Below are 16,320 nucleotides of genomic sequence, written 5' to 3' on the forward strand. Positions count from 1 at the left end.
TTATGAGGGGTGGCCGTCAATAGTCCCGCTTCTCCGGTTGGTTGCACCACGGCTCTGGCTCATATATATCGACCGTTCCCTCTTGAATGGACCGTGGCAATCTGACAATCTTCTAGTCGTCGACGCGTCACCGTTCCCCATTCATGACCTGTGAAAGCGGAATCCACAAGCGATCTACGGATTGCCGGCGCCAACACAGTGAGGTGGCCCCGACTTCGAAAGGTGCCGGTGATGAACGAATTCGTGTACTCGGCTGATCCGCCGCGGCGGCCCCGGGCCCGACCCATCCTGCTCCCTGGAGAAGGGCCGCTACTTTGGCGCCGCGGTCGGCCGGAACGGACAAGTTCTCCTCCAACACCTCCATGTCGGTTCTCAACCGCGAGTTCAACAGCGTCGTCGCCGAGAACGAGAGGTCGCCGCCGATACCGGTCGTTCACCTCGGGCAGCCTCAGCGGTTCGTGGACGCCACACCTGGCGACGGAGCCGAGCCCGTGCGCCCGCTCCGACAACGTGACGTTCTCGGGCCCGGCGTGGACCCGGGACTTCAGCCACGGGGAGCTGATCCGGGCCGGTGACGACCAGACCGTGCCGTTGAACCCGTGCCAGTCGCAGTTCCTGTACCAGGGCATGCACCCCAACGCCGGCGGCGACCGCATCTCCCTGCCGTGGCGGATGGGGCTACTCACCCAGACCAACTCCACCTGCTGACCCGGAGATCCGGGCGAAGCCGGGGAGCGAGGCTTTCCAGGCGCCACGGCAGCGGCATGACGCTGACATGCTCGCCGCGCGGAGCGATCTGGGAGGGGGCCGGCGCGGAGTGGGCAAGCTCCGCGCCGGCTCGGCCGGCTGCCGGCAGGCGGCCGACGTCAACAGATCGCGCACAGTGCAGACGTGACCACACCGCCAACCGGGAAGGCACGACCATGCCCCACACCCGTCGCCGGCGCTACCTCGCCCGGGCGCTCGCCTGCATCCTGACCGCTCTCAGCGCGCTCGCGGTCGTCGAGCACCAGAGCGCCTCGCCGGCCGCCGCCGACACCGCCCAGTTCCGCGGCGTCAACTGGGCCCGGCTCGGTGACAACTTCCACGGTGGACCGCTGGTCCTGCACGGGTTGAGCGGCTCCGACAGCTACCAGACGGTCGTGGCGAAAGCCACCGCCATCTACACCGGCTTCGAGAACAACCTCGGCGCCAACACCGTTCGGCTCCCCATCAACACCTACACAGTCGGGACGAGCTGGTGGAGCGCGTACACGGGCGCGATAGACGCAGCCACCGCGAAGGGATTCAAGGTCGTCCTCTCCTACTGGGAGGACGGAGTGGCCGCCCGCGGCGGTCGCATCGTCGACCCGAGCGCCTTCGACACCATGTGGAACACCGTGCTTGCCCGGTACGGCACCAACAGCCTCGTCCACTTCGAGCCGATGAACGAACCGGGAGGGCACAGCGCCGGCGAGTGGGCGAACGTGGTGAGCAACTGGATCAGCAGCCACCCGTCGATTCCGCGGAACCGCATCTTCGTCAGCGGCGCCGGCCTGAACACCGACATCAGATCCATGTGCGCCGACCGCCGCCTTGACGGGACGTTCCTGTCGCTGCACCACTACACGTTCTTCAGCGGTGCGAAGACCTACGACCAGTGGGTGGCGTACCTGCGGAACGCGATCGGCTCCTGCGCCGACCGCACTGTCGTCGACGAGTTCGGCGCGCCGATGGATACCGGGCTCAACTACCACGACGCCGGGAGCACCGACAACTTCGTGCGCTACTTCCGGGCCACCACCACGGTGCTTCGGGAACTGCGGATCGGCTCCATCTACTGGCCCGGGCTGGGCGGGAAGATACGCGCCGGTCAGGCCGACGACTGGTATGCCATGCAGAAACTGCACGGCACCGGTACCAACCTCACGCTCAGCACGCCCAGCGCCAGCGGCCGCGAGCGCCTCAGGCACGGCTGGGGCCTGGACGGCGACGTCCCGGCCCCGACCAGCCTGCTGCGCAACGTCAGCACCGGACGCTGTCTGGACATCCCCGGCGGGACCACGGCGAACATCCAGGTCCAGGTGGACACCTGCGCCAACTCGGTTGGCCGGCAGTGGACCTTGACGGTCGGCGGACAGATCACCGCACTTGGAGGCCAGAAGTGCCTGGATGTGTACAACAGCGGGACGACGAACGGCACCGTGGTCGGCACGTGGGCGTGTACCGGCGGCGACAACCAGCGTTGGACGGTGGGCGCTGACGGCACCATCCGCAGCGTTCGCTCCGGCCTCTGCCTCGACGTGAACACCGCCACCTTCAAGGCGCAGCTGTGGACGTGCTGGGGCGGCGACAACCAGAGGTGGCAGATCCAGAACACTGACGCGCGACGCGACGCCCGACTCGGCGGACACGGTGGACGGTGACCGCCAGGCGCGGCCGAACCGATGGCAACAACGACGCCACGGCAATGGTCTGCCGGCAGGTCAAGGGTCGTTCTGTTCTACGAGGCGACGAGGTTCACCACCGGGCGCAAGAACGCGGTCCGCGTGGATCAAGAAGGCGGAGGCACTGGCCGACTCCGGCGTGATCCCCGCCCGGCCGGTGGTCGCCGTCTCCGGCGACCTGGCTGAGGTCGAACGCTGGATCCGCCCGGTTCCGGTCGCGGCCCACCGACCGACGTGGCAGCCGCGCTCGCCGACGACCTTGTCCAGTTCCGCGACCAGCATCGTCTCGACCGGACGGTGGTGATCAACGGCGCGTCGACCGAGCCGTGCGCCACCGGCCACCCGGCGCATGCCGGTCTCGCGGCGCTGGAGGCTGCCCACGCCGCGCCGGCCACGGTGCTGCCGACCCGTTCGACCTACGCCTACGCCGCGTTCCGGGCCGGCTGGCCCTACACCGACTTCACCCCGTCCACCGGCGCGCCCGGCTCCCGGGCGCCGCGTCCGCGCCCTGCCCCAGTCAGTGAAGGGAGAACGACATGTCCAAGGTGACACGCAGACGGTTTCTCGCCGCCGGGGCGGCGGCTGGAGCAGGGATCGTCCCGGGTGGGTGGACGGCCATGGCCAGGGACGGCTCGGCCGCGCCGCCGGAGGTTCTGGCAGCCAACGACCTCGCCCTGTGGTACGACAAGCCGGCCGGCGCGGACTGGCTGCGGGCACTGCCGATCGGCAACGGACGCCTCGGCGCGATGGTGTTCGGCAACGTCGACACCGAACGGCTGCAGCTCAACGAGGACACCGTCTGGGCCGGCGGTCCGTACGACTCCGCCAACACCCGCGGCGCGGCCAACATCGCGGAGATCCGGCGGCGGGTCCTTGCGGATCAGTGGGGGCCGGCGCAGGACCTGATCAGTCAGACGATGCTGGGCAGCCCGGCCGGACAGCTGGCCTACCAGCCGGTCGGAAACCTTCTGCTCTCCTTCGGCAGCGCTACCGGTGCGTCGCAGTACAACCGGACGCTCGACCTCACGACCGCCACGGCCCTCACGACCTACGTGCTGAACGGCGTGCGGTACCAGCGTGAGGTGTTCGCCAGCGCACCTGACCGGGTGATCGTGGTCCGGCTGACTGCCGACCGGGCCAACTCCATCGCCTTCAACGCCACATTCGACAGTCCACAACGGACCACGGTGTCCAGCCCGGACGGGGCCACGATCGCCCTCGACGGCATCTCCGCCGCCATGGAGGGAATCGCCGGGCGGGTCAGGTTCCTCGCCCTGGCCAGCGCCGCCGTGACGGGCGGCACGGTCAGCAGCTCGGGTGGCACGCTGCGGGTCTCCGGCGCCACCAGCGTGACGGTGCTGGTGTCGATCGGCTCCAGCTACGTCAACTTCCGGAACGTCGAGGGCGACTACCAGGGGATCGCGCGGAGCCGCCTCAACGCTGCCCGCGACGTCGCCATCGGCGAACTACGCAGCCGGCATCTCGCCGACTACCAGGCGCTGTTCAACCGGGTGTCGGTCGATCTGGGACGTACGACGGCGGCCGACCAGCCGACCGACGTACGGATCGCACAGCACGCGCAAGTGAACGACCCACAGTTTTCCGCCCTGTTGTTCCAGTTCGGCCGATATCTGCTCATCTCGTCCTCGCGGCCGGGCACCCAGCCGGCGAACCTGCAGGGCATCTGGAACGACCAGATGGCTCCGTCCTGGGACTCGAAGTTCACCATCAACGCCAACCTGCCGATGAACTACTGGCCCGCCGACACGACGAACCTGTCCGAATGCTTCCTCCCGGTCTTCGACATGATCAACGACCTGACCGTGACCGGCGCCAGGGTGGCCCAGGCGCAGTACGGCGCCGGCGGCTGGGTGACGCACCACAACACCGACGCGTGGCGGGGCGCCTCGGTCGTCGACGGAGCGCAGTGGGGGATGTGGCAGACCGGTGGCGCATGGCTGGCCACCTTGATCTGGGACCACTACCTGTTCACCGGTGACATCGACTTCCTCCGCTCGAACTATCCGGCCCTCAAGGGCGCCGCCCAGTTCTTCCTCGACACCCTGGTCGCCCACCCGACGCTCGGATACCTGGTCACCAACCCGTCGAACTCTCCGGAGCTCACTCACCATGCGAACGCCACCGTCTGCGCGGGGCCCACCATGGACAACCAGATCCTGCGCGACCTTTTCAACAGCGTCGCCCGCGCCGGCGAAATCCTCGGCGTGGACGCCACCTTCCGCGCTCAGGCAGTGGCGGCCCGGGACCGGCTGGCGCCGATGCGGGTCGGCTCCAGGGGCAATGTCCAGGAGTGGCTGGCCGACTGGGTGGAGACCGAGCGCACTCACCGGCACGTCTCCCACCTGTACGGTCTGCATCCGAGCAACCAGATCACCAAGCGCGGGACACCCCAGTTGTACGAGGCCGCGCGGCGGACACTGGAGCTGCGCGGTGACGACGGGACGGGATGGTCGCTCGCGTGGAAGATCAACTTCTGGGCACGGATGGAGGACGGCGTCCGGGCCCACAAGCTGATCCGGGACCTGGTGCGGACGGACCGGCTCGCGCCCAACATGTTCGACCTGCACCCACCCTTCCAGATCGACGGCAACTTCGGCGCCACCTCGGGCATCGCGGAGATGTTGTTGCAGAGCCACAACGGCGAACTGCACGTGCTGCCGGCGCTGCCGGCCGCCTGGCCCACCGGGCGCGTGAGCGGACTGCGCGGCCGCGGCGGATACACCGTCGGCGCCGAGTGGAGCAGCGGCCGGATCGAGTTCGTCGTCGCACCCGACCGAACCGGTGCCGTCCGGGTGCGCAGTCGGATCTTCACCGGCGACTTCACGCTGCGGGACGATTCGAGCGGCGAGCCGGTCCAGCCGAAGCGGCTCGAGGCCGATCTCATCGAGTTCGCCGGCCAGGCCGGCAACACCTACCGCGCGTCCGCACTCAGGTCGGGGCCGGTGGAGACCGGCGTGGCCTATCGGCTGGTGGCCCGGCACAGCGGCAAGGCTGCCGACATCGACGGTGCGTCCACGGCCGCCGGTGCGCGGCTGATCCAGTGGCAGATCACCGCCGGTCTCAACCAGCACTTCGAGTTCCTGCCCTCCGACGGCGGGCACTACAAGATCCGGGTGGGGCACAGCGGTCTGGTCCTGCACGTCGCCAGCAGCAGCAGCGGCGCCGACATCACCCAGCAGCCGGATACCAACGCCCATGGCCAGCAGTGGCGAACGGTCGACCACGGCGGTGGCGTGATCAGTCTGGTCAACCGGCAGAGCGGCCTCGCCCTGGACGTGTGGGAGGCCTCCACCGCCGACGGAGCCCGCATCTCCCAGTGGGCAGCCACCGGTAGCACCAACCAGCGATTCCAACTCCACCGCGTCTAGGGCCCAGACCCCAGGGTCCTAGACGGGCCCTGGCCCCGGGGCCAACCGCGGCCCGACCAACCAGGGAGAGCCATGTCACCGAGCACCGAGGGAGCCGCATGATGTCGATCCACAGATTGTTTTCCTGGCGAGCCGTGGTAGCGGTACTGCTCGCTCTCGTCATGGCCGGCGTGGCAGAAGTCAGCGCTGCGGCCGGCACGTCGCCCACCGCCGGGGCCACACTCGCGGGGACCGCCGGATGCGGACGTACCCCCACACTGACGAACGGTACGCACACGATTCAAAGCGGCGGTAAGAATCGCTCCTTCATCCTGAGCATCCCCGAAAACTACGACAACACCCGTCAACACCGATTGGTCTTCGGATTCCACTGGTTGGGTGGCACCGCCGGGCAAGTCGCCGGCGGCGGAAGCGATGGCGACGTCTACGCCCACTACGGACTCCGGCGACTGGCGAACAACAGTGCGATCTTCGTTGCTCCGCAGGGCATCAACAACGGCTGGGGCAACTCCGGCGGCGAGGACGTGACCTTCGTCGACGACATGATCAGGCGTATCGACAACGACCTCTGTGTCGACACCACGCAGCGCTTCGCCCTCGGGTTCAGCTACGGCGGAGCCATGAGCTACGCACTCGCATGTGCCAGGCCGAACGTTTTCCGTGCGGTCGCCGCGATAGCCGCGCCCGGGGGGATCAGCGGGTGCAGCGGGGGCACCCAGCCCTTCGCGTACATGGGAATCCACGGCATCAATGACAACATCGGCGCCGGGCGCGGGTTGCGGGACAGGTTCGTCAGGAACAACGGCTGTACTGCCCAGAACCCGCCGGAGCCCGCGCCGGGCAGCCGCACCCACATCACCACCGCCTACTCGGGCTGCCGAGAGGGGTATCCGGTCGTCTGGGCCGCGTTCGACGGGGGGCACCAGCAAGGCCCCGTGGACGGGTGCGCCGGCTGTGAGAGCGGCGCCAGGAGCTGGGTCAAGGGAGAGATCTGGAGCTTCTTCACGGGTGCTGACCCGACCCCGAACCCGACCACATTCCGGCTGCGGAGCCGGTCCGCCGACCGATGCCTGGACGTCAGCAGCGCCGACTCGTCCAACGGCGCCCCGACGATCATCTGGGACTGCCACACCGGCACCAACCAGCAGTTCACCCTGACCGGACAGACCCTGCGGGTGATGGGGCGATGCCTGGACGTGCCGAGCAACGCCGCCTCCGGCGCCCGAGCACGGATCTGGGACTGCACCGGCGGCGCGAACCAGCAATGGAATGTGAACACCGACGGAACCGTCAGCAACGTCCAGACCGGACTCTGCCTGGACGTCAACGGCGGCAGCACCGCCAACGGTGCTGCGGTGATCGTGTGGAGCTGCCACACCGGCGTCAACCAACGCTGGGCCCGAGCGTGAGCACAGGTGTGAAGGCGGCCGCAGTAGTCGCGGCCGCCTTCCTCTCCAGTCGGTCCAGCCTTTCGGAAGTCCGTCTCGGCATGACCGCACCCTGGGCCCAGCGGGTTCGTCGGCCTTTGGAGGCCCCACAGGAGTACGTGATGGATCTGCCCATGAACCGCAGGCGCGTCGTCGCTGCCGGAATACGAGACATCCGCGCCTTCGGATGAACGGTTGATGGCCGAGAGGGACTGTAAGACGTTCGGCGTAACTCCCGATAACGCGGAGTCTGGAGGGCGAGGCGGGGTTTGGTCCGTGACTGGTCCGGAAGTACTGGTCAGGAGCGGGAGAGCAGTGGGAAGAACTGGGAGTTACGGCGTAAGTCGGTCTTGGCTCTGGGCCAGCCAAGAGGAAGGCCCCTGGAGGGCAAAAGCCCCGGTCAGGCGCCTTCGTTTGTGCGTCTGGAAGAAGCCCAGTTTCTCGGTGAGCACGACACCAGGAGGTTCTTCCTCTGCGGTGGTACACGCCTGACCTCGCTTCTGACCTGCGACAAAAGGCCGGACTCGTCTACTGCGAAGCCGAGTTGGTCCGCTCCTGGTCCGGATCTTGGTGAGTGGTCCGTCGTGCTGTGCGGCTGACCCATCTGGCCACTCGGACACCACCGGCTGTACTCGGCCGTCTTGACGAGTCGGTCGCCGGAGCCCTCGCGGTGACCGTGCTCACGGCCTCCTATCAGGTGACCACGCCGGCGTTCACCAACACGCCGGTAGCTGGTTGGACCCTGGCGATCGACGCCACCCTCGCCGATCTGCTGTTGGCGGTGGCGTGCGGTCCGGCATGGTGGCACCAGCCGCCCCCGGACTCGCGGGCACCCTGGTGGCACCGCGCGGGCGCATACCTGACAGTCCCGTTGGCTGTGCCGATCGGGCTGTACATCGGAGTCAATCGCACCGGCGCCACGTCCGGCGGCCCGTACGGCACCTGGTGGGTGCTGGTCACTCTTCGCCTGGCGACCGCCGGGGCGACTGCGATCTGTGTGTCGTTGTCCCGGCCGTGGTGGCGTGGCGAGGGCGTGGGCGGATGGATGGTGCCGATGCTGGCGACCACGACCCTGTACGGACTCGCGTTTTGGATCGGCACAGCCTCATCGGTGTACGTGTGGTTGTCCACACCGTCCGAATACCTGATCCTCGCGACGAGGGCGGCATGGACCGGGCCCCTCGCGGTCGCCGCCGTGCTGGGCTGCGTGTTCGCTTGGCGTCTGGCGGGGGACCACGGTGTCGCGGATGCCACCGCTGATCGTCCTGCTCTCCGCCGGCGCCGCGGCCGCAGCGACCTGCACAGTACGCCTGCGAACGGTATCGCCCATCGAGGCGGACGAGAAGGCCGCGGTCCAACTGCTCGACATGTGGTCAGCGGCCGGAGCCGGCCTGGCCGTGCTCCTGGCCATCCTCATAGCAAGAGCCGACGTGGTGCCCGACGTCCTGCGAGCGGCGCCACTGGCCACCACTCTCACCTTTGTGGCGAGCTGCATCCGGTGGGCGACAGTCTGGACCGACCCACTCGAAACAGCCCGTCGTTTCCTGGTGACACCGCTTGCGGTCCTGGCCGTGTCCGTCCTGCTTCTCGCCGCGTCCGTACCCCTGCTACCGTCCCGAACCCGACCCCTGCACCGAACGGTCCTGTACCTGCTTCCACCTCTGTCGGCCGGGATCGCCGCAGCCCTGACCACCTTGCTGATCAACTACGCAGGTCTGATGGATTATCACGTCCTGCTCGCCTTCGGGTAACGGCAGGAGGCATCGGCGGCCGCGACGTGGTCGACCGACCGTTGCGTCAACTCGGTACGACGGCGGTCGATACGTGGCGAGGATGACGGTGGTCGTTTCGTTCGGCAGCCGTTGAGGACTTCGGCGAGCGGACGAGATGGCTGACGCCCAGGCTGCGGGCGCCGTCGAGATGCCGGTCGTCGTAGGGGCTGTACCAGAGGCCGCCGGTGAGGGCACGGTTCGGGCCCTGTTCCGGTGGGGTGAGAGCTTCGGTCCTGAGGACCTCGACGCGGGTGTGACGCCAGTCCACCGCCGGTAACCCCCGGCGGACCGGCCTGGTCAGCAACGTCCTCAACCCGAAGATCGCCGACTTCTGCACCGGTGCTGCCCGCGCCAGCACCGCCCGGGCTGCCGACCGCCTGGGCCATGACGCTGCTCGTCCTCTTCCCCAGCGCCCTCACCCTCGTTCGGCTGGGCGGCTGCGGGCTCCTCCTGTCCAAGGCCGGGCCGATCCTCCACAGGCCACGCCTCGGCCGCGCGCTCGAACGGACCACGGGCCTCGCCCTCATCGGATTCGGCCTCGCGGTCACCACCGCTTCCGGCCGAGTTCGCCGACCCGTCGCAACGGCGGCATCAACCCCGCCTACCCGAGCAGCGATTGGGTGCGCCCGCCCCGTATCCACCTCGTACTCACGGGGCATGGGTCAACAAGTGGGTCGACAAGGGGGAGCCGGAACCACAGGGGCGAGCGCCCAGGCATGAGCACCGAGGAACGGACCAGCACACCAAGCGCCGGGTGGTGAGGCCCGGCACCACGACGTCCACGGGAAGAGAGACAGAGGATGGTCCAAGCGGAACCCGAACCCCAGAGCATCGGCGTCCCGGCCGAGTCCACCGCGGGCGAGACAAGGGTGGCGGCGACGCCGGTCACCGTGAAGAGACTCGTCGCGCTCGGGTACGGCGTGGTGGTCGAACCGGGGGCGGGGGCCTCGTCCCGTTTCTCCGACGCGGCCTACGAGGAGGCCGGCGCCAGGCTCGGCGACCCGTGGGCGGCGGAGATCGTGCTCAAGGTGAACGGCCCCTCCACCGAGGAGGTCGGCCGGCTGCGCGACGGGGCGACACTGGTCGCGCTGATCAGCCCGGCACTCAACCCGGACCTGGTCGAGGATCTGGCCCGGCGACCCATCACCGTCCTCGCCATGGACGCCGTGCCCCGCATCTCCCGAGCCCAGTCGCTGGACGTCCTCAGCTCGATGGCGAACATCGCCGGATACCGGGCCGTCGTCGAGGCCGCGCACGCCTTCGGGCGCTTCTTCACCGGCCAGGTGACCGCCGCAGGAAAGGTGCCACCCGCCAAGGTCCTGGTGGCCGGCGCCGGGGTCGCCGGACTCGCGGCGATCGGCGCTGCCCGCAGCCTCGGCGCCGTGGTCCGCGCCACCGACCCCCGGCCCGAGGTCGCCGAGCAGGTCCGCTCCCTGGGCGGCGAGTTCCTCACGGTCTCCGCCGCGCAGGAAGTCAGCACCGACGGTTACGCCAGGGCCACCTCCGACGACTACGACCGGCTCGCCGAGCGGCTGTACGCCGAGCAGGCGGCCGACGTCGACATCATCATCACCACCGCGCTCATCCCGGGCCGTCCGGCACCCAGGCTCATCACCGCCGAGGACGTCGCGCGCATGAAGCCCGGCAGCGTCATCGTCGACATGGCGGCCGCCCAGGGCGGCAACGTCGAGGGCACGGTCGCCGGCAAGGCCGTCGTCACCGACAACGATGTGACGATCATCGGGTACACCGACCTGCCCGGCCGGCTCCCCGCCCAGGCCTCACAGCTCTACGGCACCAACCTCGTCAACCTGATGAAGCTGCTCACCCCCGGCGAGGACGGCCGGCTCGTCCTCGACTTCGACGACGCCGTGCAGCGCTCGATGACCGTGGTCCGCGACGGAGCGAAGACCTGGCCCCCGCCCCCGGTGAAGGTGACCGCCGCGCCGGCCCCGGACGGGGCCCCGGAACCCGCGACGCCGACCTCCTCCGAGACGGCGGCGAAGCCCGCACGCCCGGCCCGGTCCGCCTACGTCCTCGTCGGCGCCGGAGCGCTCGCCCTGTTCCTGGTGACCGCCTTCTCACCGGGCGAACTCATCGGCCACTTCACGGTGTTCGTGCTGGCGATCGTCATAGGCTTCTACGTCATCGGCCAGGTGCACCACGCGCTGCACACCCCGCTGATGTCGGTCACCAACGCCATCTCCGGGATCGTCGTGGTCGGCGCGCTGCTGCAGATCGGGCACGGGAACGCCGCCGTCACCGTGCTGTCGTTCGCCGCGATCCTGTTGGCGAGCATCAACATCTTCGGCGGATTCGCCGTCACCCGCCGCATGCTCGGCATGTTCTCGAAGGGCTGATCAGGGATGACCATCGTCACGGCAGCAGAAGCCGCCTACGTCGTCGCCGCGTTGCTGTTCATCCTCAGCCTCGCGGGGCTCTCCCAGCACCGGACGTCCCGCTCGGGAGTCGTCTGGGGCATCACGGGCATGGCCATCGCCCTGGCCGCCACCGTCGGGCTCGCCTCGCGGAGCATCACGGCCACCGGTCTCGTTCTGATCGCCGTCGCCACGGCCCTCGGCGCCGGTATCGGACTGTGGCGCGCCCGGGTCGTCGAGATGACAGGCATGCCCGAGCTGATCGCCATCATGCACAGCCTCGTCGGTCTCGCCGCCGCGTTCGTCGGCTGGAACGGCTACCTCGATGTCGACGCCGATCTCACCGGTTCGCTGCTGGGCATCCACCACGCCGAGGTGTTCATCGGGGTGTTCATCGGCGCCGTCACCTTCACCGGCTCCGTCGTCGCGTACCTGAAGCTCTCGGCACGCATCGACTCCCGCCCCCTCACGCTGCCCGGCAAGCACGTCCTCAACGTGAGCGCCCTCGTCGCCTTCGTCGTGCTCACTGTCGCCTTCGTGGCCCGCCCCGGCATGGGCCTGCTCATCGCCGTCACCGTGATCGCGCTCGCCCTGGGCGCGCACCTGGTCGCCTCCATCGGCGGTGGTGACATGCCGGTGGTCGTCTCCATGCTCAACAGCTACTCCGGCTGGGCCGCGGCGGCCTCCGGCTTCCTCCTCGCCAACAACCTGCTCATCGTCACCGGCGCGCTCGTCGGATCGTCCGGCGCCTACCTCTCGTACATCATGTGCAAAGCGATGAACCGCTCCTTCATCTCGGTGATCGCGGGCGGCTTCGGCGCCCCGGCGGCGGCCGACGACGGTGAGCAGGGCGAACACCGGGAGATCAACGCGGAGGAGACCGCACAACTGCTGCGCGACGCCTCCTCGGTGATCATCACGCCCGGCTACGGCATGGCGGTGGCCCAGGCCCAGTACCCGGTGGCCGAACTGGCGCGCAAGCTGCGTGAGCGGGGTGTCGAGGTGCGCTTCGGCATCCACCCCGTCGCCGGCCGGCTGCCCGGACACATGAACGTGCTGCTCGCCGAGGCCAACGTGCCCTACGACATCGTCCTCGAAATGGACGAGATCAACGACGACTTCCCCGCCACCTCGGTCGTCCTCGTCATCGGCGCCAACGACACCGTCAACCCGGCCGCCATCGACAACCCGGCCAGCCCCATCGCCGGTATGCCCGTGCTGCACGTGTGGGAGGCCGCGAACGTGGTGGTCTTCAAGCGGTCCATGGCCGTCGGCTACGCGGGCGTGCAGAACCCGCTGTTCTTCCGCGAGAACACCCTGATGCTCTTCGGCGACGCCAAGCAGCGGGTGGAGGACATCCTGCGGGGCCTCGACGCCCTCGACACCCCGGTCCCGGAGATGGCCGGCACGTCACGCTGAACCGCGAGGTGCGACGCGTGTCCCGGACGGTACGTCGTCCGGGACACGGATCGGCAACACCGCACTGCTCAGTCGTCCGTGCCCGTGGTGGTCCTGCTCGGCAGGCAGATCCGGCGGGCCCCGGCCCAGGCGCATCGTCCCGCCGACCAAACCGGCACCGGGTCGTCGGCAGGCGACGCCAGCGCGTAACCCGGCGCCGATACCGTGCAGACGGTCAGGACAACGAACCCCGCAGAGCCCTGCATCCCTCACCGCAACATCGGCCGGCCGGCGCCTTGGACGCCGGCCGGTGGGGAATCCATCGCCTCGTGGCCCGGGAACCGACCCGCAACAGGCGCATAGCGTCGCGACCAACATGAGGAACACCCCCGACGATCGCCGCGCACACGGTGGTCCATCGGCCCGCCCCGTACGAGACGTCGCAGGGTGAGCAGAGAACGAGGAACACCGCTTCCGAGGTCCACAGGACACCGAGCGTCCCCGTGTGCGCAAGGACGGACCGGAACCGTGTGCGGTCGGCTCGCGGCGGAGCAGGTTGAAGGCTGATCAGAGGGCCGCCGGTGGTCGGGTACCGCTTCGTGTGGGTGAAGGGCACGCGACCATCCGGGCGTTGTCCGTGTGGCGTGCCGGCGCCCCGGGCGCGCTTGGTGTGCCCTGAGGTCCTCAGGACGGCTCACGCGTGAAGGAGACACACGGCATGTTCGGACAGGCACCGGCGTTCAGTGGTTTCGCGGTCGACGACCTCGGCGAGGCCCGCAGGTTCTACGGGGAGACTCTCGGGCTGCAGGTGGAGGAGGCCGGACAGGGAGACATGCGGATGCTGATCCTCACACTTGGCAGCGGCGCGCGTGTCTTCGTCTACCCGAAGGAGACGCACACTCCCGCGACGTTCACGCTTCTCAACTTCCCCGTCGGCAACATCGAGTCCGCCGTCGACGAACTGGATCGGCGCGGCGTGAACCTCGAGCGGTATCCCGGATTCGACCACGACGAGAAGGGCATCGTCCGGGTCGGCGACGGCGGCCCTGCGGCGATCGCGTGGTTCACCGACCCCGCAGGGAACGTCCTCTCCGTGCTCCAGGAGAAGTGACGAACGAGGTGACGGCGAGGCGTCCGGAGGACCATCGGCCGGGATCAGCTCCGGGTCGCCCACCGCGTCCCAGGCCACGTCTCCGTCTCCGTCTCCGTCTCCGTCTCCGTTTCTGTCTCTGTCTCTGTCTCTGTCTCTGTCTCTGTCTCTGTCGAGCTTCGGACTGGAGGCTGCACCCTGGCTGTACCGTTGATCTCGCGGCCGGCGTCAGGGCGGGCTTTCCTTGGGTGAGCTTCACCGTGGTGTCGGTGTGGTCCCAGACCGCCCACTTGTGGCTCAGCGGCAGGTGCAACTCCGCGCGGTGCATGGGCCGGCCCGAGCGCGCCATGCGCATCGCCTCCAACCGCGGCCATCGCCGTGTGTACGAGCCATCGCCGCCCACGACCCGCGCTCCGTCGCCGTACGAGCGCTGACGTGGTCGCGTGACCCTGGCGGGCTCGGCCTTCCGCCGAGCCCGCCACGCCGGCTCCCTACCGGAACCGGACTCGTGTCACGCCGTCAGCGCTGCCGTGTCAGCAGACCCGGCCGGTAGGGCCAGTGGCCGTACTCGCCGCCGGAGTTGGGGTTGCGTCCTTGGTAGAGGAACTGCAGGTTGCAGGGATCGACGGTGAAGGTCTGATCGGCGCTGGTGCGGATCAGTTCGCCATGGCTGATGTCGTTGGTCCAGGTGGCGCCGCTGTTGGCCTTGCCGGCGAAGGCGTTGCTCTCGGTCGCGGCCTGGGGTGTCCATGAGCCGTTCAGGCTGGTGGCCGTGAATGAGCGGAAGTAGCGGCCCTGCGAGCCTCTCGCCTCGACGATCATGAGGTAGCGGTTCTGGCCCTGGAGCTTGTAGACCTGCGGGGCTTCGAACAGGTTGTCCGCTGTGTCGCTCATGATCGTTGTGTAGTTCGAGCCGAAACTGCTCGGGAAGTTCCCGATCGGCATGCTGGCCCGGTAGATCTTGCCGTTGTCACCGGCGAAGAACAGGTACATGTTCTGGCCGTCAGCGATGAGCGTCTGGTCGATGGGGCCGGTGCCGGAGCCGGTGATGCTTCCGGAGAAGAGCACCTGCTGTGCGGACCAGCCATTGGGGTTGGAGGGGTCGCTCGACGTCCGGTAGGAGAAGGCGCTCCCACCTCCCCACTGGTAGGCGAGCACCCAGATGCTCTTCGGCGCGAAGTAGAAGAGCGTGGGCGCCACGGCGGAGTTCGACATCGCGTTCTGGCCGGCCGAGGCCATCTCCGGCCAGTTGCTGAACAGGCCGAAGTTCATCGAACCCCAGCCCGCTCCCGTTCCCGCGGCGCCGTGTGTCGTCGCATAGACGAGATGCCTGCCGTTGTAGGGGACGACGGTGAAGTCCTTGAGCGAGGCCCACCCAGCCTTGGGCTGCGCCAGCGCGCCCGTCGATGTCCAGCGGTATGTCGCCGGAAGATCGCACGTGCCGGGGTTGCCGCCGCCGACCTTGACGAGCTGCCACTGCTGGTTGCTGCCACCCCAGTCGTCGTACTGGACGATGTTCGCGCTGTCGGCGGTGGACGCGCCTTGTACTTCGAGGGCCTTGTTGCTGTGGCGCGCGATGAACCTCACGTAGCCGTCCGAGCTGTCGGCCAGCCGCCACTGCTGGTTGGTGCTGTTCAGGTCGGTCCACTGGACGATCGCGCCGCCGTTGGCGGTGGACTCGTTGAGGACGTTCAGCACCTTGCCCGAGTGGCGGGACTTGATGCGGTAGTAGCCGCCCCCGGAATCAACGAACTGCCACTGCTGCTGGTTCTGATCGTTCCTGGTCCACTGGGTGATGCGGGCGCCGTCGTTGGTCGCCAGGTTGTAGACATCCAGGGCCTTGCCGCTGTTGCGGTTGACCAGCACATACGAGGCGTTGGGGTCTACGGTCGCCGCGCTGGCGGGCTGGGCACCGAGGAAGGTGGCCACGAGCAGCAAGGGCGCAAGGACGGCGAGTATGCGTCTAAAGCGGACCGGGGGCGGGTGCCGAAACCACATCAGAGGGCCTCCTTTGGAGGGCTGGGGTGAGGTGACCCCGATGAACCGCGGAGCGGACGTGCCGGGGGCGGGGACAATCTCGAAACGTTCGAAGAAATTCCCGGATGCTTCGATGCCACAAGCTAGGAATGTGGTGCCCTCCGGTCAAGGCCTGTCACAGATCTGTCCACAAAGAGCGCCTCCTCTTTGGGCTTGACGAGCTGTCACGCCGACCGGAAGCACGCCGGTATCGCGATACGGCTCGCCAGTCCAAGGCGTCCACGGAGAGGGGAAGTCGAGCAAGCGGCGTCCGCACGCTTGTTCCGGCCCCGGTCCTACGGCATCCGCCGAAGGCGGCGCCGGGGTTCGCCGTCCAGCTCGCCGGCAATCCGGAAAGTTTCGGACGAGGAACCGAAACTTCTTCTGCGGGGAGTATTGACGATCCATCGTCAATTCCTCAATC

At 68.4% G+C, this 16,320-nt stretch carries 11 protein-coding genes; 9 read left to right on the top strand and 2 right to left on the bottom strand.

Annotation, left to right across the window (positions count from 1 at the left end; translation table 11 throughout):
- Positions 1 to 231 precede the first annotated feature (231 nt).
- The 6 genes from AWZ10_RS55505 to AWZ10_RS26330 all read left to right on the top strand — a co-directional run bounded on the left by AWZ10_RS55505 (position 232) and on the right by AWZ10_RS26330 (position 8,993).
- Complete coding sequence (locus AWZ10_RS55505) at positions 232 to 708, top strand: non-reducing end alpha-L-arabinofuranosidase family hydrolase (protein WP_107417497.1); 477 nt, start codon at positions 232 to 234, stop codon at positions 706 to 708.
- Positions 709 to 923: 215 nt separating this feature from the next.
- The gene (locus AWZ10_RS26310; RefSeq protein ID WP_060892156.1) at positions 924 to 2,405 is read left to right on the top strand and encodes a ricin-type beta-trefoil lectin domain protein; all 1,482 of its coding nucleotides are present in this window, start codon (positions 924 to 926) and stop codon (positions 2,403 to 2,405) included.
- 255 nt (positions 2,406 to 2,660) lie between these two features.
- Positions 2,661 to 2,975, top strand: coding sequence for an inositol-3-phosphate synthase (locus AWZ10_RS48135; RefSeq protein WP_159014982.1), 315 nt, complete (start codon positions 2,661 to 2,663; stop codon positions 2,973 to 2,975).
- On the top strand, positions 2,963 to 5,815 hold the full coding sequence (locus tag AWZ10_RS26315; protein WP_060892157.1) for a glycosyl hydrolase family 95 catalytic domain-containing protein: 2,853 nt from the start codon (positions 2,963 to 2,965) through the stop codon (positions 5,813 to 5,815). The genes AWZ10_RS48135 and AWZ10_RS26315 overlap by 13 nt, the downstream gene beginning before the upstream one ends.
- A gap of 374 nt (positions 5,816 to 6,189) precedes the next feature.
- Complete coding sequence (locus tag AWZ10_RS26320; protein ID WP_319329268.1) at positions 6,190 to 7,224, top strand: ricin-type beta-trefoil lectin domain protein; 1,035 nt, start codon at positions 6,190 to 6,192, stop codon at positions 7,222 to 7,224.
- Between the two features lie 1,265 nt (positions 7,225 to 8,489).
- Positions 8,490 to 8,993 (top strand): hypothetical protein, encoded by a 504-nt coding sequence (locus AWZ10_RS26330; protein ID WP_060892159.1) that lies wholly within the window; start codon positions 8,490 to 8,492, stop codon positions 8,991 to 8,993.
- Between the two features lie 46 nt (positions 8,994 to 9,039).
- Here the strand turns inward: AWZ10_RS26330 and AWZ10_RS51590 are convergent, their stop codons facing one another.
- Positions 9,040 to 9,282: a hypothetical protein gene (locus AWZ10_RS51590; RefSeq protein WP_046703428.1), complete on the bottom strand. Its 243-nt coding sequence runs from the start codon at positions 9,280 to 9,282 to the stop codon at positions 9,040 to 9,042.
- Positions 9,283 to 9,814: 532 nt separating this feature from the next.
- On the opposite strand from AWZ10_RS51590, the gene AWZ10_RS26335 reads away from it, so the two are divergent.
- From AWZ10_RS26335 to AWZ10_RS26345, 3 genes are all read left to right on the top strand, one after another.
- On the top strand, positions 9,815 to 11,374 hold the full coding sequence (locus tag AWZ10_RS26335; protein WP_046703427.1) for a Re/Si-specific NAD(P)(+) transhydrogenase subunit alpha: 1,560 nt from the start codon (positions 9,815 to 9,817) through the stop codon (positions 11,372 to 11,374).
- A gap of 6 nt (positions 11,375 to 11,380) precedes the next feature.
- A complete protein-coding gene (pntB, locus tag AWZ10_RS26340; protein WP_060892160.1) occupies positions 11,381 to 12,811 on the top strand; it encodes a Re/Si-specific NAD(P)(+) transhydrogenase subunit beta in 1,431 nt (476 codons plus the stop codon).
- A gap of 697 nt (positions 12,812 to 13,508) precedes the next feature.
- Positions 13,509 to 13,901: a VOC family protein gene (locus AWZ10_RS26345; RefSeq protein WP_046703425.1), complete on the top strand. Its 393-nt coding sequence runs from the start codon at positions 13,509 to 13,511 to the stop codon at positions 13,899 to 13,901.
- 498 nt (positions 13,902 to 14,399) lie between these two features.
- Here AWZ10_RS26345 and AWZ10_RS26350 read toward each other — a convergent pair whose 3' ends face one another.
- Positions 14,400 to 15,878: a non-reducing end alpha-L-arabinofuranosidase family hydrolase gene (locus tag AWZ10_RS26350; RefSeq protein ID WP_046703424.1), complete on the bottom strand. Its 1,479-nt coding sequence runs from the start codon at positions 15,876 to 15,878 to the stop codon at positions 14,400 to 14,402.
- Between the last annotated feature and the right edge of the window lie 442 nt (positions 15,879 to 16,320).

The organism is Streptomyces europaeiscabiei, from assembly GCF_001550375.1.
Taxonomy (GTDB): Bacteria; Actinomycetota; Actinomycetes; order Streptomycetales; family Streptomycetaceae; genus Streptomyces; species Streptomyces europaeiscabiei.

What these genes read in the sequence shown, in the direction of transcription:
- AWZ10_RS26310 (WP_060892156.1), top strand. Translation starts at nt 924, where the DNA reads ATGCCCCACACCCGTCGCCGGCGCTACCTCGCCCGGGCGCTCGCCTGC.
- AWZ10_RS55505 (WP_107417497.1), top strand. Translation starts at nt 232, where the DNA reads ATGAACGAATTCGTGTACTCGGCTGATCCGCCGCGGCGGCCCCGGGCC.
- AWZ10_RS26335 (WP_046703427.1), top strand. Translation starts at nt 9,815, where the DNA reads ATGGTCCAAGCGGAACCCGAACCCCAGAGCATCGGCGTCCCGGCCGAG.
- AWZ10_RS26350 (WP_046703424.1), bottom strand. Translation starts at nt 15,878, where the DNA reads ATGTGGTTTCGGCACCCGCCCCCGGTCCGCTTTAGACGCATACTCGCC.
- pntB (WP_060892160.1), top strand. Translation starts at nt 11,381, where the DNA reads ATGACCATCGTCACGGCAGCAGAAGCCGCCTACGTCGTCGCCGCGTTG.
- AWZ10_RS26345 (WP_046703425.1), top strand. Translation starts at nt 13,509, where the DNA reads ATGTTCGGACAGGCACCGGCGTTCAGTGGTTTCGCGGTCGACGACCTC.
- AWZ10_RS26330 (WP_060892159.1), top strand. Translation starts at nt 8,490, where the DNA reads ATGCCACCGCTGATCGTCCTGCTCTCCGCCGGCGCCGCGGCCGCAGCG.
- AWZ10_RS26315 (WP_060892157.1), top strand. Translation starts at nt 2,963, where the DNA reads ATGTCCAAGGTGACACGCAGACGGTTTCTCGCCGCCGGGGCGGCGGCT.